Below are 21,235 nucleotides of genomic sequence, written 5' to 3' on the forward strand. Positions count from 1 at the left end.
TGGGAGAACGAGCAATCTGCAAGTGCGATTGCATAAACGTACCTCGCAATTTCAATTGCGGGAACCCCCGTGTTCGGCCCGTCGTACACGGCGTCACGGTCCGTGTCGTGGGTGATGTCGCGGGTGATAGAGATGGTCCTGCCGTGATCTTCACCGGAAGGAACCACCGTTGAGCTCCGACGCCGCCCCCGTGCTGCGGGACGTCGAGGGACGCGCCGCGCACCTCACCCTGAACCGGCCCCGGGCCCTGAACTCCCTCACCCACGCGATGCTGACGTCGATCGCCGATGCCCTCGACACCTGGGCGGACGACCCGGACGTCGGGACCGTCGTGCTCCGCGGCGCGGGGGAGCGGGCCCTGTGCGCCGGGGCCGACATCCGGCTCTTCCACGACGACGCACGCAGCGGCGACCACAGCGCGTCGCAGGCCTTCCTGCGCGACGAGTACCGCCTCAACTCCCGTATCGCGCACTACCCGAAGCCCTACGTCGCCGTCATGGACGGCATCGTCATGGGCGGCGGCGTCGGCCTGTCGGCGCACGGCGGCATCCGCATCGTCACCGAACGCTCGAAGGTCGCGATGCCCGAGGTCGGCATCGGCCTGGTCCCGGACGTCGGCGGCACCTACCTGTTCACGCGCGCGCCCGGACACCTCGGCACCCACCTCGCGCTCACGGGCACGGCGATCGGCGCGGCCGACGCCCTCCTGTGCGGCCTCGCCGACCACTACGTACCGTCCGAGGCGCTGCCCGGACTCCTGGGCGAGCTGGCCGGGGCCGAGGCGGACGAGGTCGTCGCACGGCACGCCCGGCAGGCGCCGCCCGGAGTCCTCGCCGGGCAGCGTGCCTGGATCGACGCGTGCTACGCCGCGGACACGGTCGAGGAGATCGTGGAACGCCTCTTCGCCACCGGCGACGTCGCGGCCAAGGAGGCTGCCGACCTCATCCTGTCCCGGTCACCCATGGCCGTGAAGGCGACGTTCGAGACCCTGCGCCGCGCGGCCCGCCTCGACACCCTGGAGCAGGCGCTCGACCAGGAGTACCGGGTGATCTGCGCGGCCCTGGACACCCACGACCTGCCCGAGGGCATCCGCGCCCAGATCATCGACAAGGACCGCGACCCCAAGTGGTCCCCGGCGACCCTGGCCGAGGTCGGGGCCGCCGACGTGGAGCGCTACTTCGCGCCGCTGGGGGAGCGGGAACTGGGCCTGGGCTGACCGGTGCGGCCAGGGGGGCCTCAGGCCCCCTGCGCCAGCCGCCGGTGCAGCTCCTTCACGGCCGGCACCAGCTCGTCCACCGGTCCCTCGACCTTCACCGACGGGGCGACCTCCTGGATGGGCAGGGCGTTCACCGGACCCTGGGGCCTGCCCCACGCGGCCAGCCACTCGGAGAGCTGCGCCGAGGACGCCACGTACACGATCCGGTCGAGGCCGACCCAGGCGTGCGCCGCCGAGCACATGGGGCAGTGCTCACCGGACGTGTACACCGTGGCGGTGGCCCGCTCCTCGGGTGTGAGGTGCTCGGCCGCCCAGCGGGCGAGCTCGAACTCCGGGTGCCGGGTCGAGTCACCATCGGCGATCCGATTGCGGTCCTCGGCCCGGACCTTCCCCGCGCCGTCCACCAGGACGGAGCCGAACGGCTCGTCACCGGCGTCCAACGCCTCGGCGGCCAGCTCCACACACCGGCGCAGATGGTCCAGTTCACGCTCTTCCACGACGGCCTCTTTCGCTTGCGGGTACCGGCCTTGCCGGGGCCATCCTGTCAGGGCGCCACGAGGTTCACGGAACGCGGGCGACACCCACGTAGAAGCCGCTCGGCTCCCCGGCGGGAGCGGGCCCGGACCGGTACCACCGGGTCGCGGTGACGAGTCCCGGTGACACCAGGTCGAGGCCCTCGAAGAACGGCTCGACCTCGGCCCGCGTACGCATCCGCAGCGGGATCTCGCCCTTGCGGTAGGTGGTGGTCACCGACCTCACCAGGTGCGGATGCTCATCGGTGGTGCCGTGCGAGAGCACCAGGAAGCTGCCGGAGGGCAGGGCGTCGACGAGGGTCCGCGTCAGGCCGTACGGATCCTCGTCGTCGCCGATGAAGTGCATCAGCGCGATCATCGACAGGGCGACGGGACGCGAGAAGTCCAGGAACGTGCGGGCGTGGTCGAGGATGCGCCTGGGCCGGCGGACATCCGCCTCGATGTAGTCGGTGGCCCCCGCCGGGTGGCTCACCAGCAGGGCCTCCGCGTGCCGCAGCACGATCGGATCGTTGTCGGCGTACGCGACCCGTGCGGACGGCAGGATGTCCTGCACGATCCGGTGGAGGTTGGGCTCGGTCGGGATGCCCGTGCCGATGTCGAGGTACTGGTCGACGCCGCTGTCGGCGAGCCATGCGGCGGCGCGGTGCATGAACGCCCGATTGCGCAGGGCGTTGTGGCGAGCCTCGGGCGGCAGCTGCTCGGCCACCGCCCGGTCGACGGGGTAGTGGTCCTTGCCGCCCAGCAGCCAGTCGTAGACACGGGCCGGGTGCGGTCTGCTCGTGTCGATGCGGTTCTCGGAGGCCCGTGCCGTCATGCCGTCAGTATGGCAGCGGGCGTGGCCGTACGAGGTGACGTCGCCTCAACTCACGTGCGGGCGCGATGCGTTGGTCGCCGTCGGAACCTCACCCGTGATCGGCGGGACCTCCGCCTGCGAGGCCCGCACGAGCCGCGGCCCGTCCGGCCCGTACACCGCGCGCGGCTCGGGGAACAGGAACAGCAGGGCGAGGTACACGACCGCCGCGAGGGCCAGGCCGACCGGGAGGGAAATGTCCGTGCCGCCCGCGAGATCGCCGAGCGGGCCGACGAACTGGCCCGGCAGATTCGTGAACAGCAGGGCAAGGCAGGCCGAGACCAGCCACGCCGACAGACCGCGCCAGTTCCAGCCGTGCGTGAACCAGTAACGCCCGCCCCGCTGGCGCCGGTTGAAGACCTGGAGGGCCTCCGGGTCGTACCAGCCGCGCCGGGTCACGTAGCCGAGGGCCATGACGACCATCCACGGCGCGGTGCACGTGATGATGAGCGTGGCGAACGTGGAGATCGACTGCGCGAGGTTCAGGACGAACCGGCCGACGAAGATGAACGCGATCGACAGCGACCCGATGAAGACGGTCGCCTGCACCCGGCCGAAGCGGGGAAACACCGACGAGAAGTCGAGCCCCGTCCCGTACAGCGCGGTCGTGCCCGTCGCCATTCCGCCGATCAGCGCGATCAGGCACAGCGGGAGGAAGTACCAGCCGGGGGAGATGGCGAGCAGCCCGCCCACGTAGTTCGGGGCCGCAGGATCGAGGTACTTCTCCGCCTTCGCGGCGATCACCGACGCCGTGCCGAGCCCGAACAGGAACGGCAGCAGCGTCGCGATCTGCGAGAGGAACGCCGCGCCCATCACCCGCCCGCGCGGCGTGGCCGCCGGAATGTACCGCGACCAGTCACCGAGGAACGCGCCGAAGGACACCGGGTTGGAGAGCACGATCAGCGCCGAGCCGATGAACGACGGCCAGAACATCGGCGTCGACGTGGACGCGAACGCGCCGGTGTACCCGGGGTCGAAGTCCCCGGCGAAGGCGAACACACCGAGCACGAACAGCGCCGACGCGGCCAGCACCGCGATCTTGTTCACGAACAGCATGAACCGGAAGCCGTACACGCACACCGTCAGGACGAGCCCCGCGAACACCGCGTACGCGACCCCGTACGAGACGTCCGACTCGGGCAGGCCCGCAAGCCGGTGCGCCGCGCCGATCAGCGCGTCGCCCGACGACCACACGGAGATCGAGAAGAACGCGATGGCCGTGAGCAGCGACAGGAACGAGCCGACGACCCGGCCGTGCACGCCCAGGTGTGCCGACGAGGACACCGCGTTGTTCGTCCCGTTGGCCGGGCCGAACACCGACATCGGCGCCAGCAGCAGCGCGCCCGCCACCAGACCGAGGACCGTCGCGGCGAGCCCCTGCCAGAAGGACAGACCGAACAGGATCGGGAACGCGCCGAGCACACACGTGGCGAAGGTATTGGCCCCACCGAAGGCGAGCCGGAACAGATCGAGGGGCCCCGCCGACCGGTCCGCGTCGGGAATCCGCTCGACACCGTGGGTCTCAACTTCGGTGACGCCGGGAGTGTTTGTGGCGCCGTGTGCCGCGTCGGCCATGCGTAACCGCCTTATTGATCTTGCGGGACTTCAACGGGGCGACGGTACCCGTGCCGGTTCCGCGGCGCGTGGCCCGGGCCCCGGGTCCGCGGTCCCCAGCACCAGGACCTGAATCGCCAGCACGGCGCCGCCGCGCGCCCAGTCGTGGAAGTCCGAGACCTTGGTCTCCAGGTTGACCGGGTCGGCCCGTGGGTGGCGGTTCGCGCGGATCGCCTCCTCGATCACGGGCGCGGCGACGTCGACGAGGCCGACCCCCTCGCCGGCGAGCAGGATCTTCTGCGGCATCGCGAAGTTGGCGATCTGCGCGACGAGTGTGCCGAGCGCGCGGGCCGCCTCGTCGACCACCCGGGCCGTGATCGGCTCGCCCTCGACGGCGCGGGCCAGGATCTCCTCGTACGTGGCGTCCTCGCCCGTGGCGGCCCGCACCTGGTAGCGGATGCTGGGGATGGTGAGGAGGGAGATCGCGCTGCCGCGCCGGCCGTCGGGGGTCAGCGGCCCGTACGGGTCGACGATCCAGAAGCGGCCCACGCCGAGCCCGTCCTCGGCGGTCTCCACCCGGCGGCCGCCGCTGACCAGGCCGTAGCCGAGCCCCGCGCCGATCGTGAGGACGGCGAACCGGTCCAGGCCCCGGCCCGCCCCGAACCAGCTCTCCGCCTCGACGAGCGCGCTCACGTCGTTCTCGACGACCGCGGGCAGACCGGTGCGCTCCCGCACGAGGTGCGCGAGCGGCACGTCCCGCCACCCCAGGAACGCCGACTCGTCGACGACCGCGCGGTCCTGCGAGCGCCCCCCGAGCCCGATCCCGATGCCGGACAGCGAGGGGAACTCCTGGGCGAAGATGTCGGTCAACTCGCCGATCGCCGTGACGACATCGTCCGGCTCGCGGCTCGCGAGCGGCGTGTCCCGGGAGGCCACGATGTCGCTCCTGAGCGTGGTGACGACCCCGTAGACCGTGTCTCCGGTGACCTTGAAACCCGCGAAGGTGCGGGACTCGGCGACGATGTCCAGGGGGCGTGAGGGCCTGCCCTGCCGCGTCTCCGCCCGCGCCGGGGTCTCCGGGGCCTCGACCAGCAGCCCCGACTCGATCAGCGGCTTGGTCAGCCGGGTCAGGCTGCCCGCGGACAGATCGAGGCGCCGCGCGAGTTCGCTGCGCGACATCGGCCCGCGGGTGAGCACCTCCAGAGCCACGGCGCGCTCGCCCGCACTGAGCGGCACCCAGGTGTCGGCCTCCGCAGTCATCGCCCACTCCTCTCCTCATTCCTTCTGGTGCGAAAGGAATGACGTCACCCTAAGTCGCAGCAACCCCTTTCAGGTAGTCGCTGCACGCATCTTGACGGTCCAAAAGTTCTGCCGCGAAAGTAACCACGCCGAGGACGAGGCCGAACCCCAGACGAGGGAGTCCGCGATGACCGTCGCCTCCACCAGCCCGCCGAGACACCTGCCGCTCGCCGGCAGCGCCCCGCGCCAGAAGCGCAAACGCCCCCTCTCCGACGGGGCGGTCGCCGCACTCTTCATCGCCCCGGCCATGCTCGGCTTCGCCGTCTTCCTGCTGTGGCCCACGCTGCGCGGCATCTGGCTGAGCTTCACCCGCTTCAACCTCCTCACCCCACCGGAGTGGGTCGGCCTCGCCAACTACGAGCGGATGCTCAACGACCCCGTCTTCTGGGACTCGTTGAAGGTCACCGTCGAGTACGTCGTCGTCAACATCGGCGTACAGACGGTGTCCGCACTTGCCATCGCCGTACTGCTCCACCGGCTCACCCAGTCCTCCCTCCTGCGCGGCATCGTCCTGACGCCGTATCTGATGTCCAACGTCGTCGCCGGCATCGTCTGGCTGTGGATGCTCGACACCCAACTCGGCATCGGCAACGAGATCATCGCCGCCGTCGGCCTCGACCGCATCCCGTTCCTCGCCGACGAGACCTGGGCCATCCCCACCATCGCGCTGATCAACGTGTGGCGGCACGTCGGCTACACCGCGCTGCTGCTGTTCGCCGGGCTCCAGGCGATACCCCACGACATGTACGAGGCCGCGCGCGTCGACGGCGCGAGCGAGTGGCGGATGTTCACCCGCATCACCATGCCGCTGCTGCGACCCGTCCTCGCGGTCGTCCTCATCATGACGGTGATCGGCTCCTTCCAGGTCTTCGACACCGTCGCCGTCACCACGGCCGGCGGGCCCGCCAACGCCACCAACGTCCTGCAGTTCTACATCTACGGCTCGGCGTTCGGCCGCTTCCAGTTCGGCTACGCCTCCGCGATGTCCGTCGCCCTGCTCCTCGTGCTCGGCGCGATCACCATCGTCCAGTACCGGATCACCCGGGCCGGACAGACCGACCTCGGCTGAAGGAAGGAGCACCGCCATGGCCACCACCGCACTCGCCCAGCCCGTACGGCCCACTAGGCGCCGGCTCTCCTTCGGGCGGGCCGCCGCCTGGACCGCGATGGGCGCGATCGTCCTCGTCACGCTGCTGCCGTTCTACTGGGTGCTGCGCACCGCGCTGTCCTCGAACGCGGGCGTCGCCGCCGACCCGACCTCCGTGCTCCCCGTCGACCCGACCGGCGGCGGCTTCGAGCGGGCGCTCGGGCTGCAGTCCACGAAGGAGGCCGTCGCCCAGGGCGGCGCGGGCGGCGGGCTCGACTTCTGGCGCTATCTGCTCAACTCGATCCTCGTCTCGACGCTGATCACCGTCTGCCAGATCCTGTTCTCCGCCATGGCCGCCTACGCCTTCGCGCGGCTCAACTGGCGCGGCCGGAACACCGTGTTCGCGCTGTTCCTCGGCGGACTCATGGTGCCGACCATCTTCACGCTGCTGCCCAACTTCGTCCTCGTGAAGGAACTCGGGCTCATCGACTCCCTCCTCGGGATCGCGCTGCCCACGATGTTCATGACGCCGTTCGCGGTCTTCTTCCTCCGCCAGTTCTTCATGAACATCCCGCGCGAGGTCGAGGAGGCGGCGCTCCTGGACGGCGCGGGGCGCGTCCGGATCTTCTTCCGGGTGCTGCTGCCCATGGCGTCCACCCCCGTCATCACCCTCGCCGTCCTCACCTACATCACCTCCTGGAACGACTACTTCTGGCCGCTGATGGTGTCGTACAGCGACAGCTCCCGCGTCCTCACCGTCGCCCTCGCGATGTTCCGCGCGCAGACCCCGCAGTCCGGCTTCGACTGGTCCGGGCTGATGGCGGCGACCCTCATCGCGGCGCTCCCGATGCTGCTGCTCTTCGGGGTGTTCGCCCGCCGCATCGTCAGCTCCATCAGCTTCACCGGACTCAAGTAGGAGGCACCGGATGCGATTTCGTACGCTCGTCGCGCTGACCGGGGCGCTGGCGCTGTCGCTCACCGGATGCGCGGGAGGCGACCCGGGAGCCCGCTCGTCGAGAACCGTCACGTACTGGCTGTGGGACGCCAACCAGCTGCCCGCCTACGAGGCCTGCGCCAAGGACTTCGAAAAGAAGAACCCGGGCCTGGACGTGCGCTTCACCCAGATCGGCTGGGAGGACTACTGGACCAAGCTCACGGCGAGCTTCATCTCCGGCACCGAACCGGACGTCTTCACCAACCACATCCAGAAGTTCGGCCAGTTCGCCGACCTGGAGGTCCTCGAACCCCTCGACGACCTCGGCATCAAGGACGCCGACTACCAGCCGGGCCTCGCCGCGAACTGGGTCGCGCAGGACGGCCACCGCTACGGCGCGCCGAAGGACTGGGACACCGTCTCGCTCTTCTACAACAAGAAGATGCTCGCCGACGCCGATCTCTCCGCGAAGGACCTCGACTCCCTGAACTGGAACCCCAAGGACGGCGGCACCTTCGAGAAGACCATCGCCCACCTCACCGTCGACAGGAACGGCAAGCGCGGCGACGAACCCGGCTTCGACAAACACCACGTCAAGACGTACGGGCTCGCCACCAACGGGGGAGGGGACGGCGACGGACAGACCACCTGGAGTCCGTTCACCGGCTCGGCCGGCTGGTCCTACACGGACAAGAAGCGCTGGGGCGAGACGTACCGGTACGGCGACAAGACCTTCCAGTCCGTCGTCGAGTGGTACTTCGGTCTCGCGAAGAAGGGGTATCTGGCGCCCTTCACCGACTGGAACGCCGGACTCAACCAGCCCAACGCCCAGTTCGCGGCCGGCCGCGCCGCCACCGCCTTCGACGGCGCCTGGATGCTCTCCACCTACGCCGGATTCAAGGGCACCGACTTCGGGACGGTCCGCAACCCCACCGGCCCGACCGGCAAGCGCGCCACCATGATGAACGGCCTCGCCGACTCCGTCACCAAGGGCGCACGCAACAAGGCCGGCGCCAAGAAGTGGGTGTCCTACCTGGCCTCCGCCGACTGCCAGAGGACGGTCGGCACGTACGGAATCGTCTTCCCCGCGACACGCTCCGGCACCGACACCGCAGTCGCCGCCTACAAGAAGAAGGGCATCGACACCTCGGCCTTCACCACCCCGGTCGACGACCGCGGGCACTACCGCACCTTCTCCTTCCCGATCACCAACTACGCCGCCGACGTGTACGGCCTCATGCACCCCGCCATGCAGGACATCTACGGCAACGGGGCCCCCGCGAGCGGCCTCGACGAGACCAACGACCAGATCAACCTCCTGCTCGACCAGTGAGACCTGTGACCCCGCAGCACGTACCGAAAGGCATGCGCACATGACGTTCACCCTCGGCATCGTCGGCGCCGGACAGTTCGCCGGCGGCTTCGCCAAACTGTTTCTCGCCCATCCCGGCGTCGACGCCGTCCATGTCACCGACCTGCTGCCGGAGCGGGCGGAGCAACTCGCCGCCAAGGAGGGCCTCGCCGGTACCTTCCCCTCGTACGAGGCGATGCTGGAGTCGCCCGACATCGACGCCGTCGCCGTCTTCACGCAGCGCTGGACCCACGGCCCGCTCGTCCTGCAGGGACTCGACGCCGGTAAGCACGTCTACTCGGCCGTCCCGATGGCCATCACGCGCGACGAGATCGCCGCCATCATCGACGCCGTTCGCCGCACCGGGCTCACCTACATGATGGGCGAGACCAGCGAGTACAACCCGGCCACCGTGCACGCCCGCAACCAGATCGCCGACGGGGCCTTCGGGCGGCTCTTCTACGCGGAGGGCGACTACGTCCACGACATGGACCTCGGCTTCTACGAGGCGTACCAGTACAGCGGAGGGGAGCGGTGGAAGGAGACCGCGAGCTACCCGCCGCTGCTCTACCCGACGCACGCCGTCGGCGGTGTGCTCGGCGCGTGGCGGACGCACGCCGTCAGTGTCTCGGCGATCGGTGTGAAGGACGAGCGCGGTGACGGTGTCTTCGACACCGAGGTCAGCCAGTTCGGCAATGACATCTCCAACGCCACCGCGCTGTTCGAGGTCGCCGGCGGCGGCTCGTTCCGTACGAACGAGTTCCGGCGGGTCGGCTACCCCTCGCACATCAGGGAGTCGCGCTTCCGGTTCTTCGGCACCGACGCCAGCATGGAGCAGCTCGCCACGGTCAGCTTCTGGCAGGACAAGAAGGGGGTGCGGGACATCACCGAACTCCTCGAACCCAAGCCCTCGTTGAGCCCGGACGACCCGTCGCTCGAGAAGATCGCGCCCGCCCTGCGCGCCGCGTTCACCTCGGGCTCGGCCCCCGTCCACGACCGCTCCCGGCTGCCGCGCGTCTACGACAACATGCCCAACGGGCACGAGGGCAGCCACCACTTCCTGGTGGACGACTTCGTGACCGCGGTCAACACCCGCACGCTGCCCTCGGTGAACGCGTGGGTGGCCGCGCGTTACACACTGCCGGGCATCGTCGCCCACGACTCGGCGCGCCAGGGCGGGACGCGCCTGGAGATCCCGGACTTCGGGGACGCGCCGGAGGTGTGAGGGCGGGACGGTCAGCCGCGCCCGAGGACGCAGAAGTCGTGGCCCTCGGGGTCGGTGAGACACGTCCACGGGACGTCGCCCTGACCCAGGTCGATGTCGGTGGCGCCAAGGGCCCTCAGGCGGTCGACCTCCGCCTCCTTGTCGTCACCGGCGTACGGCAGCAGATCGATGTGCACGCGGTCCTCCACGGTCTTGCCGTCGGCCGAACGCAGAAACTCGAGATACGGTCCGACGCCCGTGGAGGACCGCAACACCGCCTGCTCGTCGGTCACTTGGTGCACGGTCCAGTCCGTCGCCGCACCCCAGAACCGGGCCATGGCCCGCGGGTCGTCGCAGTCGACCACCACGGCCGCGATCGTCCCGGTGTCCCGGTAGACCTCCCGGGGCTCCAGCACACAGAACTCGTTGCCCTCGGGATCGGCGAGCACGGTCCACGGCACGTCGCCCTGGCCGATGTCGAGGGGCGTCGCCCCGAGCTCCGTCAGCCGTGCGACCGTCTCCGCCTGGTGAGCGACGGAGACGGTCGCCAGGTCGATGTGCACACGGTTCTTCGTCGCCGTCTTGGCGTGCGGGACGGTGACCACGTCGATGCACAAGGCACTCGCATCCGGCCACACGAAGCCGCCCCCGGGCTCCACATTGGTCACCCCGGGCGCCTCACTGGACACACCCCAGCCGAGCGCGTCCGCCCAGAACCGCCCCACGAGCGCGTCGTCGAGAGCCTTGATGTTCACCTGAACCGGTCGAAGAGCCATGGCGGAGACCCTACGCACAGTGGGGTCCCCATCGTTGTCGACGGCTCTGGCGGGGCTGGGCGCGGCGAAGGCGGCTGCGGCCCCGATCTCGGTTGGCCCAGGACGGGTATCCAGCTCGGCCGATCCTGGCCGCGGCACCTGGGCGGCACAAGGGTCTACACCAGTCGCGCCCCGCTCGAACCGCACCGCGGACGCCCTGATCAGCGGGAACGCGCCGGTGGCCGCGACCGCGGTGCGCGCGAAAGCGCGTCCGCGGGGGCATGATGGGGCCGGTGTGCCGGGGGAGCGGCGCAGGGCCGGACTTCGGTATGCGTGGAGTGACGGGGAGGGGGTAGGTGCGCCGCCGGGGCGCTGCGAGGGGAAAAGGCGCCTCGTCGGCTGAAGGGACGGTTATGGGGCAGGCTCGGGTTCGGTTCCCTGTGCGGTGGGAGGACGGAGGTGTCCTGGTCGTACAGGTCGTGGGCCGGTTCGATGCCGATGCCGCGGCGGAGCTGGGCGCGCTGATGGGACGCCTGGACGTCACGGGCCAGTCCGGCCTGGTGGTGGACTTCCAGGACGCCGAACACTGCGACGCCGACGGGGCGACGGAGTTCGTCGAGGCGGGCCTGGCCATGGCGGCGGGCGGCGGCGCGCTGGCGGTCGTCGCGGACGCCGCCGAACAGACCGTGCTGCGTGCGGCGGGGGCGGACCGGCTGCCGCTCGGCGTGCACGATGACGTCGCCGCCGCCCTCGAAGAGGTCGCACGCTGGTCGGCCGACACGTTGGGCGACCGGGACGCGGACGCGGGCTCGGGTTCCGCGCTGCGGTGACCGCCGCGACGCCCTCGCGCCTTGGAGGGCCCCGGGCCGCAGGGGCGTGCAGCACAGTGGTGCCATGACGAACTCCGACACCCGGTTCATCCCGGGCATCGAGCTGTCCAGGGCCCTGTACGAGGAGGCGGTGCGCCCGGGTCGGGACCCGTACAGGACCGGCGTGAACTCGTCCTGACGGAGGCGAGTGCGGCGGGGCACCATGGTGTCCTGGTCGGACCGGGAGGGCCGTCGTGGGCGCGAGGGTGCGTGACGTGGTGCGGGACGTGGTCGCCGAGGTGGCGCCGGACGAGGTCCTGTTGCTCGACAAACTGGCGAACCTGGACGAAGGCCGGGTGACCCGTCTGTTCGAGCGGCGCGTCGAGGACGGGGCGGCGCTCGAATGCGGCCACGTGGATGTCACCGCGCCCGTCACCCCGGTGGTGTGGCTGGCGCTGGACGAAGCGGCCCGCGGGACCACCGCCCGCCACAAGCCGCTCCTGAGCCAGTTGTTCCGCCGCCCGCCCCAGGCCCCTCCCGAGCTCCGCTGCCGCTCCGCGGCGCAACTCGACGCCGTACGTGACCTGGTGCGTGCCCACGCACACGCGGCGCGGCTCGGGGAGGATGCCGCGAAGGCGCTCGCGGACTCGGTGGCCTCGCGCCTGGCGCTGGAACTGACGGACGCCGGCTGAGACAAGGGCAGCGTCCTAGGTCGCTCTGTGTGTGTTCGACCTCATGTGCCCTGCCCCCGCTGGGTGCGTTGAGGACCGTCTCGCGGAGATCCCGTGAAGCCCAGGAATGCCCCCGCCGCTTCCGGGCACGTGCGTCCTACACATAACTGGGTGGCCGGGGCGACCCGGCGGCCGCACAGGGAAGGACGCACGCCGTCTTGTCGTCTCAAGCCGCGCACACAGCCGAGAAGTTGCCCCGCCCCCAAGGCGGCGGCCGAGACCACCGCCGCTTCCTGTGGCGGCTGACCGCGGCCACCGGCGGAGGCATGTTCATCGACGGGTTCGTGTTCGCCTCCGTCGCCTCCGCGCTGGCCGGCAGCGCGATGTCCCGCGAAATCGGTGTCACCCTCACCTGGGCCACGCTCATCTCGTCCTCGACGCTCGTCGGCACCTTCTTCGGCGGCCTCTTCCTCGGCTATCTGACCGACCGGGTCGGCCGCCGCCCGATGTTCACGATCGACCTGTCGGTGTTCCTCGCCAGCGCCGTGCTCATGTTCTTCGTGACCGCCCCCTGGCAGGTCATGGTCCTCGGCCTGGTGATGGGCCTCGCGGTGGGCGCCGACTACTCGATCGGCTCCCCGCTGCTCGCCGAATTCGCGCCACGCGCACGACGCGGCAACTACCTCGGCGTCCTCGAGATCCTGTGGAACGTCGGCTACGTCGTGGCGTACCTCATCGGCTACCTGATCAACACCCAGTGGCCTTCCGCCTGGAACATCACGCTCGCCGCCAGCGCCGTACCCGCGGTCATCTGTCTGATGCTGCGGCACGGACTGCCGGAGTCCCCGCGCTGGCTGATGTCGAAGGGGCGCCGCGAGGAGGCGCTCGCGGTCCTGAACCAGTCCTTCGGCGCACCGCGACCGCCAGCCGCGGAAGGCCCGCATGAACTCGACGCCGACACCGCCGACATCCACGCCGAACAGGCCGAGGACACCCGCTACTCGATGCTCTTCTCCCGGGACTACATCCTGCGCACCGTCTTCGTGTGCACGTTCTGGATATGCATCGTGCTGCCCTACTTCGCCCTGACGTTCTTCCAGCCGACCGTCCTCACCGCCATCGGCATGGGCGAGTCGGCGCTGGCCGGGGCACTGCTCGGCACGATCATCGCGCTCGTCGGCGCCGTCACCGGCTGGTACCTGGTCGACAAGGTGGGCCGGCGCAAGATCCTGATCTGGCCCATGTTCGGCTGTGCGCTCGCGCTCTTCCTGGTCGCCCTCGGCCACCGGCTGCCGCTGTGGGCGGGCACGGCCTGCTTCTTCGGGTACCTCTTCTCGTACGGGATCATGAGCATCCTGCCGGGCGTCTATCCCGAAGAGGTCTTCCCGACCGCGATCCGCACCTCGGGCGTGGGTCTCGCCTCCGCCGCGAGCCGGATCGGCGCGGCCATCGGCACCTTCCTCCTCCCGCTCGGCCTGGAACACCTCGGCCTCGGCTGGTGCATGGCCGCCATGGGCGTGGTCTCCCTCATCGGGGGTGTGACCGCGTACGCCTGGGCGCCGGAGACGAACGGCCGCCTGCTCACGGACACCGGGCACCGCGCCCAGCGCGGCCGCCACCTGGTCGCGCCCGCGCAGGGGTAGACGCTTCAGCGGGGTGTCAGGACCGGGTGAGGGTGTAGGACAGCTGGTAGTTGGCGCCGTCCTTCGTGAAGTTGAGGATGCCGCTGCCTTCCTCGGTCAGTGTGTGCGAGCCGAGGAGGTCGTCGCCGTCGCCCGGAAGGCCGTCGGCCTCGTGGAGCGTGATCGTGACCTCGCCGTCGAAGGCGTGGTACTCGTCGATGGCGTACTTCTGGCCCCCGCTCATGCTCGGGAGCAGGATGTTCTGGCCGTTCACGGCGAGTTGGGGGTCGTCGTGGCCGACCCAGTCCTCTGTCTCGACGCACTTGAGTGTCTTCAAGTGGAGGTTGGCCATGGTGTCGCTCCCCGTTCTCGCGTTCCGTCGTGCGCCGGCTGGTCGGCCGTACCTCGGCAGGTAAGCATCGTGAGCTGCGGGCCCTCGGGGCAGGCGCGGGTTCGATACGCAATCTTCACGGGTGGGACACGAGCCCTGGGGGTGGTGGACCGGTGCGGCAGCCTTGCTGCTGCCGGGACTTGGGCGTGGGCGCGGTCGTGTGTTCGTATGTGGCGGTGATTGAGAACGGCCCTCCCCAAGACACCACGGCCCACATCCCGGGCACCCGCTCCTCCGACGACCAGGCTGCACCTCCTGATGACTCAGGCGCCCCCTCGGACCGCAAGGCCCGCAGGGCCCGTCGGCGCGAGGCGCGCAGAGTGCTCCGTTCGCCCGCCCGTACGGCGGTGAAGGTGACGGCGTCCTTGGTCGTGGTGCTGGCGTTCCTCGCGCTGGGGGACCGCTGGGCGGTGCTCTACGCGGAGAACGTGGCGGCCAAGAAGGTGCAGGAATCGCTGAAGCTGCACGCCGAGCCCGAGGTGCACATCGACAGCTTCCCGTTCCTGGGTCAGGTCGTCATGGGCAATATCGACCACGTCGAGGTCAACGTGCCCCACGTGCCCGCGGGGCCCGTCTCGGTCGCGCAGGTGAAGGGTTCGGTCGACGACATCCGGATCGTCGGCAGCCTTCCCTCGTCCGTCAAGGGCGCGGTCCTGAGCAAGGTGCGCGGCGACGTGTTCCTGTCCTTCGACGACCTCAACCGCGAAGTCGGCGCGTCCCAGGTGACGTTGGCCCCGGGGAAGCGGCACAACACGGTGCAGGCCAAGGGCGACCTGCCGGTGGCCGGGAAGCAGGCCAAGATCCGGGGCCGCGCCCATCTGGTGCGGACCGGGGACCGGGGCCTGGCGCTGTCCGTCGAGGACACCCGGATCGTCGTGCCGGGCCTGCTCACCTACACCCCGGGCAAGGGCGGCGGCCTGCAACTGGCCGGGCCCACCGTCGACAAGATGGACGAGCGCGGGACCGAACAGGCCACGGGGCAGCGGCTCCTGCCCGGCAAGCTCATGAAGGGCGGCGCCCTGGACGCGCTGGCCGATCACCCCGAGCTGCTGAAGCCCGCGGGCATCGACCCGTCGCTGATCGAGGGCCTGCAGAAGCTGCAGGAGCCGAAGGTCGCACAGAAGATGGAGTTCTCGGCGCAGCTGCCCAAGGACATGCCCGGCGACCTGCGCCTGCGCGACATCACCGTCACGAACGACGGTATCCGCGCCCAACTGGCAGGCAAGGAAGTGCCCTTGGGGGTCTGATCCCTGGTGACGCCTCCGTCGCGGCACTGACGGTCAAGGGTGTGCGTTCCATCGGGGTGCGGTGCGGGCCCAGTCCGTGTCCCACTGCGCGAGGTTGTGGCGGTGGACGAGCCGGGTGACGGTGGCGTGGACCGCGAGGCCGGTGAGCGGGACGGTGAGGAAGGCGAGGAGTGCCCAGCCCATGGTGTGGTTGCGGATCTGGTCCGTGGTCAGCGGGGGCCGGGTGATCCTGCCCTCCGGGTCGGTCCAGACCAGGACGGTGCGGCCTGCCGGCAGCCCTGGTTGGACATCGGTGGTCCCGGTCCGTGCCTGCCCTCGCGGGTCGGTGTAACGGACGGGGACCGGGTAGCGGGCCTCCTTCGCTTCGTCCGATCCCGGTTCTGGATGGCGCGGGGCGTCGTGGGTGAGCGTGGCGGGGTGCTGGGTTCGGGTGAGTGCCTCGTGCTGGGCGGTGCTGCGGTAATGGCGCTGGGCGCTGTCACCCGCCGCGAACATGGCGGCGGGTGCGGTGGTCAGCACGGCGACTGCGAGGGCGAGCGTGACCCACGCCTGCAGCCGGTCGCTGGGCCGGCGCAGCGGATTGCGCCGCCACCGCCACAGGCGTACGGGACCGGGGTCGGGCGGTGGCTGGTCCTGAGGGACCTCGCCGGACATGATGCCTCCTTCCTGGTGGCGGGAGTCGAGACGCGTGCCGCGCTAGCGCGGCGGATCCCGTCGCTCTCGCCGGTCGGAGTGCGTCGCGCCGAGCTTGGTGTGCGCGGCCTCCAGGAGTTTCGCCGCGCCGCGGACGGCGGCGGTGTGCGGCGCGGGCACGGTACGGAGCGGCACGTGCAGCTGGTCGGCGAGGCGGTGGGTGATCTCGGGGTGCAGCGCACCGCCGCCCGCGAGCAGCGGGCCCCGGGTCAGTGCGTCGAGCGTGAGCGACGTGCTGTCCTGGCGGAGCATCGAGGCCGTCATGTCGGCGAGGGCCTCGCCGATGCGTGAGGCGGGCGCGGTCTGGTTGCGCATGTCCTCGGTGCCCAGCGCGGTGCGGCGCGCGTCGTGGACGGCGCCGTCGGACAGCAGGACCACCTCGGTGAGGTGCGCGCCGATGTCGATCACGAGCAGGGGCCGGGACGTGTCGGCGCCCGCCGCGTGCGCGATGGCGCGCGCCGTGGGGATCGTCGACACACCGCCCGGACGCAGTGCCTGGACGGCGGTGTGCGCCTGCGCGCGGTAGGCGAACCCGTCCAGGACCGGCGCGGCCACCATGACGAGCGGGCGGGCGAAGCGGGGCAGCCGGTGTGCGAGGAGCCGCTCCAGCATGCGGGCTGCGCCGGGGACGTCGACGATGGTGCCGCGCTGGACGGGATGGATGGCGCCCGTGCCGGGGAAGGTCACGGTCGGCACGTCGAGGACCAGCCCCCGCCCGGTGATCCACGCGCGCGTGCGGGCGCTGCCCATGTCGAGGGCGATGCCGCTGCGCTGCCGGAACCGGGCCCGGTGCCGCAGCGGTGTCATCGGCCGGCCTCCGGGGCCTGCTGGCAGCGGGCGCAGTAGCGGGCCTGCGGCACGATCACGAGGCGGTCGCGCTCGATGGGCCGCTCGCAGCGGTGGCAGTGGCCGTAGCGCCCCTCGGCGATGCGGTCGAGGGCCGCATCCACGTCGTTGAGGACCATCCGGGCACAGTCCGCGAGCGTGTCGTCGACCTGGGTGTGTGCGGGGGAGTGCCGCTGCGTCGGCCGCCCGTTGCGGGCAGTGGCCGCTGTGAGCCGGCGGAGCTGGTCCTCGCGGAAACGCCGCTGTTCGTGGAGGTCGTCCCGGAGGGCCGTGAGGTCCTGGAGCGACATACGTGTGCCGGGATCGCCGACGGTTTGGTGGTTCACCACTTCACCCCTTGGGGCAGGGCGGGAGGGACAGGAACTGATGGGGAGCGCGGCCGCGCTCAGGTGGCGGTGCGGCGCCGGCAGCCGACGCAGTACCGGGTGTAGGGAAGGATTTCGAGCCGCTCCTCGGGGACGGGGGTGCGGCAGTTCTGGCACGTGCCGTAGGTGCCGTCCTCGATGCGGGCGAAGGCGGCGTCGATCTCCTGGAGGGTCTGCTCGACCGCGGTCTTCTGCGCGGACGTCAGCTGCTCGTCCGTGTGGCCGTCGTCGGTCAGGGTCTGGAGTTGCGTGAGGCTGGTGCGGCGGGCGTGTTCGAGGCGCCGCCGGGACTCGTCGGCGGTGGGGTGCTCGGGGTGGGGTCGGGTGCTGGCGGCGTCGAGCGACACGGTGGTGGCCCCTCTTCTCTGGGTGGATGTGCCGGATGCCGGGCCGTCGCCGGTCCGGTCACCGTCCACCCTGGCCGGGGCGACGGGGGAAACCCATCGGGCGCGGGCCCCATTTCGCCGGGGCAGGGGATCCATGAGGCCGTGAGCCCGGGGCGGGGGCGAGCTGCATGTAAGGCTCATGTATATTCTTTCCATATGCATCTATCTCCGGGGTCCGTCGGCACCGCCGACGCCCAGCGCATCGAGGACGCCGCCCGAGGGCTCCTGCGGGGGATCGCCCAGCTCGGTCAATCCCTGTTCAGGGAAGGCGAGTTCGGGCTCACGCGGAGCCAGATCGCCCTGCTCGACGCGCTGGACGGCGGGCCGTGCCGGGTGACCGGACTCGCCGCCCGCACCGGTATGGCGCAGCCGCGCGTCACCGTGCTCCTCCAGAAGCTGGGGGAGGCCGGGCTCGTCGAGCGGCGGCGCTGCGAGGACGACCGGCGCGCCGTCGAGACCTCGCTGACCCCCGAGGGGCGCGCCTTGCTCGAGGCGGGACGGCAGCGGATGGCCGCCGCCCTGCTGAGCGCGCTCGAGGGCGGCGCCGTCGACGACCCGGAGCGCGCGGTGTCCACCGCGCGGGACGCACTGAACATCTTGTTGAACGCCATGGAATCGGAGGCCAGTTGACCACCCCGGGCACCCTGCCGGACCAGCACACCGCCACGAGCGACGCCCCACCGGGGGCCGACCTCGCACCCCATCGGGTCGCAGGACCCCGCAGATGGTGGGACTGGGTCCTCGCGGCCGACCCCGGACTCGGACAGCTGCAGACCGGCTGGCGCACCCTCGTCGCCATGGTCACCGCGCTCACCGTCGGCTACGCGATGGCCGAGGCGCTCGGCATCCCCGACATGATCGGCATGATGGTCGCCGGGATGATGGGCCTGATGAGCGCCTTCGCGGTCGCCGAGAACACCTGGGACCGCCTCGCCCGCGCCATCCTGTGGATGCCGTTCCCGTACACCGCCGCACTGTGGCTGTGCGCGACCATGAACGGCAAGCGCGTACCCCAGATGGTGCTGATGGTCGCGGCCCTCGCCGTCACCTTCCTGCTCGCCAGGTTCGGGGCGATTCCGCTGGTCACCGGCATGATGCTGTTCAACGGCATGATGGTCGGCATGCTCGCGGGCATCCCTGTCGCGCTCGTCGGCAAGGCGTTCGCCGTCGCGCTCGTGTCCGCCGCGGCCGTGCTCGTGACGCGGTTGATCCTCTGCTACCCGATGCCCCGCGAGGACCTGCTGCGCACCCAGCGCGCCTTCGTCGTCGAGGCGCGGCGCGTCGCCGACGCCGCCGTGGACGCCGTCGACCCCGACGCCGACCAGGAGCGGGCCGTGCGCCGCATGAGCCGCTCGCTGCGCCGTCTCAACATCACCACCGTGACCATCGACGGCCGCCTCGCCCAGCCCGAGGTCGCCGCCGACCCGGACGCCGCCGAACTCCTGCACCGGCACCTCTTCGACGCCGAGCTCGCGCTGCGCGGCATCGGCCAGGCCGTCCAGGAGCTGACCCGGCTGCCCGTCCCCGAGCAGCTGCGCGAGGCGCTCGCCGTCGGCCTCGTGCTGGCCCGCGACACCCCGATACGGGAGGCCGAGGGCCTGCAGCCGGCGGCCGCCCACATCCAGGAGCGGGCCGAGGCGGTCCTCGCCGACCCGGACGCCTCCACCGAGGACGTGGAGGCCGCGGTGCTCGCGCGCCGCGTCGGCCACCTCCTCGACTCCCTCGCCCGCGCCCTGCACAACTGGCTCACGCTCGGCGCGAGCGCCGTCGCGGGCAAGGCCGAGGTGCCGTTCAAGCCGACCGTCGCCCTGGAGAACAACAAGCTGCCCGGCTCGGCGGGCCCCACCCGCCGCGTCCTCGCCGGGGCCACCGAGTCCGGCTGGCGCCGCGCCATCCCGTACATCCGGGTCCCCGCGCACGCCGCGGTGGCCGCCGCGATCGTCGTCCCGATCTCCGACGCCATCGACCCGCACCGCTTCTACTGGGGCCTGGTCGGCGTGATGATCACGCTGTTCGGCACCAACACCACGCACGAGCGGCTGCGCAAGTTCGGCCACCGCATGGTCGGCACCGTCGTCGGCGCCGTCCTCGGCATCCTCCTGGTCCACCTCATCGGGCAGGGGCACGTCTACTGGACGCTCACGGTGATCGTCGCCGGGCTCACCTTCGGCGCCTGGGGCATGGCCCGCGCCTACGCCTGCTGGGTCGTCGGCCTCGTCGTCGCCCTGTGCCAGCTGTACGCCATGACCACGCCCGAGAGCGGCATGGACCACCTCCTCGGGGAACGGCTCCTGGACAACGGCATCGGCGTCCTCGTCGCCACCGCCTGCGCCGCCCTGATCTTCCCGCTGGCCCGCCGCACCGTCGTCCAGGAGGCCGAGCGCGGCTACGTCGACGTACTCGCCCAGGTCGTCGCGCAGGTCGAGCAGCGCTGGACGCAGCCCGACAACCCGGTCCGGCTGCGCGGCGCCGCCCGCGCCGTGGACGCCGCACTGCTCCAGGTCCAGGCCGTCGCCAAGCCGCTCGTCCGGATGCCGGTCGGCGTCAGCGGCCCGGCCGCCGAGCACCGCGTCGCCCTGCTGACCTCCGCGACGGGCCACGCCCGCGCCCTGGCCTCGGCCGCCGACATAGACGTGGACCTGCCGCCGCGGCTCGTCGAGCGCGCCCGCCTCGTCACCGCCACGGTCACCGCGTCGCTCAAGGAACTCGACCGGTTCTTCGCGACCGGCGAGCCCGAGGGCACGTACCGCAGGGTGAGCCCGCTGCTGCGGGAGCTGCGCGCCGAACTCGCCCCCGCCAGGTCGGGGCAGCGCGCCCAGCGCCTGCACACCGCGCTGCGCGAGCTCGACGCCCTCGACGAGACCCTGGCCGCGTACGCCGAGCAGGCGGGCCTGCCCGTCGCCACCGGCAACGGCGCCGCACAGCGGCCCGCCTCGCCCATGCAGCGCCGCACCCGTGCCGTGATGGCCGCCTGGGGCGAACCGCGTCCTGAGCCGCAGGCGCAACCCCGGACGGTTCCCGAGCCCCGGCCGAAGCCGCAGGCTCCCCGCGCGCCGCAGCAGCAGCGTCGCGAACCGGCTCCCGCGAGCCGGGCCCGCCTCACCGGCCGGGTGGAGTGCGCCGAGCACCCCGAGGGCTGCCCCGCCTGGATCACCGTGATCAGCGCCCGCGGCAAGCGGCTCGCCAAGGCCGCGGTGAACCAGGGGAGTTACACGGTGGAGGGGCTGCCCACGGGCACCCACACCCTCGTGATCTCCGCCTCCCGGCACACCCCGCGCGCCGAACTGATCAGCGTGGAGGACCCGTTGGGCGCCGTACAGCACGACATCCGACTGTCGCACTGACGGCTCGCTGCCGCGTTCGCTGCTGCATTCGAGGGAACCGGGGACGCGCGGGCGCGCGTGTCCCCGCTTCCCGCGCCG

21 protein-coding genes are annotated in these 21,235 nt (G+C 71.2%); 11 read left to right on the top strand and 10 right to left on the bottom strand.

The annotated features are described in order from the left end of the window. Window positions 1-169: 169 nt before the first annotated feature. On the top strand, window positions 170-1,216 hold the full coding sequence (locus ACZ7L4_RS05905; RefSeq protein ID WP_472100029.1) for an enoyl-CoA hydratase/isomerase family protein: 1,047 nt from the start codon (window positions 170-172) through the stop codon (window positions 1,214-1,216). A gap of 20 nt (window positions 1,217-1,236) precedes the next feature. Here ACZ7L4_RS05905 and ACZ7L4_RS05910 read toward each other — a convergent pair whose 3' ends face one another. From ACZ7L4_RS05910 to ACZ7L4_RS05925, 4 genes are all read right to left on the bottom strand, one after another. After that, a complete protein-coding gene (locus ACZ7L4_RS05910; RefSeq protein ID WP_450809284.1) occupies window positions 1,237-1,713 on the bottom strand; it encodes a nucleoside deaminase in 477 nt (158 codons plus the stop codon). Window positions 1,714-1,777: 64 nt separating this feature from the next. Further along, window positions 1,778-2,563, bottom strand: a complete 786-nt coding sequence (locus ACZ7L4_RS05915; protein WP_472100031.1) for an SAM-dependent methyltransferase — start codon at window positions 2,561-2,563, stop codon at window positions 1,778-1,780. A gap of 45 nt (window positions 2,564-2,608) precedes the next feature. Continuing rightward, window positions 2,609-4,174: a purine-cytosine permease family protein gene (locus ACZ7L4_RS05920; RefSeq protein ID WP_472100033.1), complete on the bottom strand. Its 1,566-nt coding sequence runs from the start codon at window positions 4,172-4,174 to the stop codon at window positions 2,609-2,611. A gap of 30 nt (window positions 4,175-4,204) precedes the next feature. Beyond that, a complete protein-coding gene (locus tag ACZ7L4_RS05925) occupies window positions 4,205-5,413 on the bottom strand; it encodes an ROK family protein (RefSeq protein ID WP_472100035.1) in 1,209 nt (402 codons plus the stop codon). A 166-nt stretch (window positions 5,414-5,579) separates the two neighbouring features. On the opposite strand from ACZ7L4_RS05925, the gene ACZ7L4_RS05930 reads away from it, so the two are divergent. Genes ACZ7L4_RS05930 through ACZ7L4_RS05945 form a run of 4 tightly spaced genes read left to right on the top strand, consistent with a single transcriptional unit; the run spans window position 5,580 to window position 10,049 of the window. Further along, window positions 5,580-6,521: a carbohydrate ABC transporter permease gene (locus ACZ7L4_RS05930; protein WP_472100037.1), complete on the top strand. Its 942-nt coding sequence runs from the start codon at window positions 5,580-5,582 to the stop codon at window positions 6,519-6,521. A 16-nt stretch (window positions 6,522-6,537) separates the two neighbouring features. Then, window positions 6,538-7,455, top strand: coding sequence for a carbohydrate ABC transporter permease (locus ACZ7L4_RS05935; protein WP_472100039.1), 918 nt, complete (start codon window positions 6,538-6,540; stop codon window positions 7,453-7,455). A gap of 10 nt (window positions 7,456-7,465) precedes the next feature. Next, window positions 7,466-8,806: an ABC transporter substrate-binding protein gene (locus ACZ7L4_RS05940; RefSeq protein WP_472100040.1), complete on the top strand. Its 1,341-nt coding sequence runs from the start codon at window positions 7,466-7,468 to the stop codon at window positions 8,804-8,806. Window positions 8,807-8,846: 40 nt separating this feature from the next. Beyond that, the gene (locus ACZ7L4_RS05945) at window positions 8,847-10,049 is read left to right on the top strand and encodes a Gfo/Idh/MocA family protein (protein ID WP_472100042.1); all 1,203 of its coding nucleotides are present in this window, start codon (window positions 8,847-8,849) and stop codon (window positions 10,047-10,049) included. An 11-nt stretch (window positions 10,050-10,060) separates the two neighbouring features. Here ACZ7L4_RS05945 and ACZ7L4_RS05950 read toward each other — a convergent pair whose 3' ends face one another. Beyond that, complete coding sequence (locus tag ACZ7L4_RS05950; protein WP_472100044.1) at window positions 10,061-10,804, bottom strand: VOC family protein; 744 nt, start codon at window positions 10,802-10,804, stop codon at window positions 10,061-10,063. Window positions 10,805-11,196: 392 nt separating this feature from the next. Here ACZ7L4_RS05950 and ACZ7L4_RS05955 point away from each other — a divergent pair, with 392 nt between their 5' ends. The 3 genes from ACZ7L4_RS05955 to ACZ7L4_RS05965 all read left to right on the top strand — a co-directional run bounded on the left by ACZ7L4_RS05955 (window position 11,197) and on the right by ACZ7L4_RS05965 (window position 13,906). Further along, complete coding sequence (locus tag ACZ7L4_RS05955; RefSeq protein WP_472100046.1) at window positions 11,197-11,613, top strand: hypothetical protein; 417 nt, start codon at window positions 11,197-11,199, stop codon at window positions 11,611-11,613. Between the two features lie 233 nt (window positions 11,614-11,846). Further along, window positions 11,847-12,284, top strand: coding sequence for a hypothetical protein (locus tag ACZ7L4_RS05960; protein ID WP_472100048.1), 438 nt, complete (start codon window positions 11,847-11,849; stop codon window positions 12,282-12,284). A gap of 230 nt (window positions 12,285-12,514) precedes the next feature. Continuing rightward, window positions 12,515-13,906 carry an MFS transporter gene (locus ACZ7L4_RS05965; protein WP_472100050.1) on the top strand — a complete coding sequence of 464 codons (1,392 nt, stop codon included), beginning with the start codon at window positions 12,515-12,517 and terminating at the stop codon, window positions 13,904-13,906. A gap of 16 nt (window positions 13,907-13,922) precedes the next feature. Here the strand turns inward: ACZ7L4_RS05965 and ACZ7L4_RS05970 are convergent, their stop codons facing one another. Beyond that, a complete protein-coding gene (locus ACZ7L4_RS05970) occupies window positions 13,923-14,237 on the bottom strand; it encodes a hypothetical protein (protein WP_472100052.1) in 315 nt (104 codons plus the stop codon). A 359-nt stretch (window positions 14,238-14,596) separates the two neighbouring features. Between ACZ7L4_RS05970 and ACZ7L4_RS05975 the strand changes: the two genes are divergently transcribed. Beyond that, window positions 14,597-15,523 carry an LmeA family phospholipid-binding protein gene (locus tag ACZ7L4_RS05975; RefSeq protein ID WP_472100053.1) on the top strand — a complete coding sequence of 309 codons (927 nt, stop codon included), beginning with the start codon at window positions 14,597-14,599 and terminating at the stop codon, window positions 15,521-15,523. A gap of 33 nt (window positions 15,524-15,556) precedes the next feature. Here the strand turns inward: ACZ7L4_RS05975 and ACZ7L4_RS05980 are convergent, their stop codons facing one another. Genes ACZ7L4_RS05980 through ACZ7L4_RS05995 form a run of 4 tightly spaced genes read right to left on the bottom strand, consistent with a single transcriptional unit; the run spans window position 15,557 to window position 17,774 of the window. Beyond that, a complete protein-coding gene (locus ACZ7L4_RS05980; protein ID WP_472100055.1) occupies window positions 15,557-16,177 on the bottom strand; it encodes an Rv1733c family protein in 621 nt (206 codons plus the stop codon). Window positions 16,178-16,219: 42 nt separating this feature from the next. Further along, window positions 16,220-17,023 carry a rod shape-determining protein gene (locus tag ACZ7L4_RS05985; protein ID WP_472100057.1) on the bottom strand — a complete coding sequence of 268 codons (804 nt, stop codon included), beginning with the start codon at window positions 17,021-17,023 and terminating at the stop codon, window positions 16,220-16,222. Further along, window positions 17,020-17,388 carry a TraR/DksA family transcriptional regulator gene (locus tag ACZ7L4_RS05990; RefSeq protein WP_472100059.1) on the bottom strand — a complete coding sequence of 123 codons (369 nt, stop codon included), beginning with the start codon at window positions 17,386-17,388 and terminating at the stop codon, window positions 17,020-17,022. The genes ACZ7L4_RS05985 and ACZ7L4_RS05990 overlap by 4 nt, the downstream gene beginning before the upstream one ends. 59 nt (window positions 17,389-17,447) lie before the next feature. Continuing rightward, window positions 17,448-17,774 carry a TraR/DksA family transcriptional regulator gene (locus ACZ7L4_RS05995; protein WP_472100061.1) on the bottom strand — a complete coding sequence of 109 codons (327 nt, stop codon included), beginning with the start codon at window positions 17,772-17,774 and terminating at the stop codon, window positions 17,448-17,450. Window positions 17,775-17,969: 195 nt separating this feature from the next. On the opposite strand from ACZ7L4_RS05995, the gene ACZ7L4_RS06000 reads away from it, so the two are divergent. After that, window positions 17,970-18,443, top strand: coding sequence for a MarR family winged helix-turn-helix transcriptional regulator (locus tag ACZ7L4_RS06000; protein ID WP_472100063.1), 474 nt, complete (start codon window positions 17,970-17,972; stop codon window positions 18,441-18,443). After that, entirely contained in the window at window positions 18,440-21,157 is a 2,718-nt protein-coding gene (locus ACZ7L4_RS06005; RefSeq protein ID WP_472100064.1) for an FUSC family protein, read from the top strand. The genes ACZ7L4_RS06000 and ACZ7L4_RS06005 overlap by 4 nt, the downstream gene beginning before the upstream one ends. Window positions 21,158-21,235 lie beyond the last annotated feature (78 nt).

Source organism: Streptomyces sp. NPDC107575, from assembly GCF_055657265.1.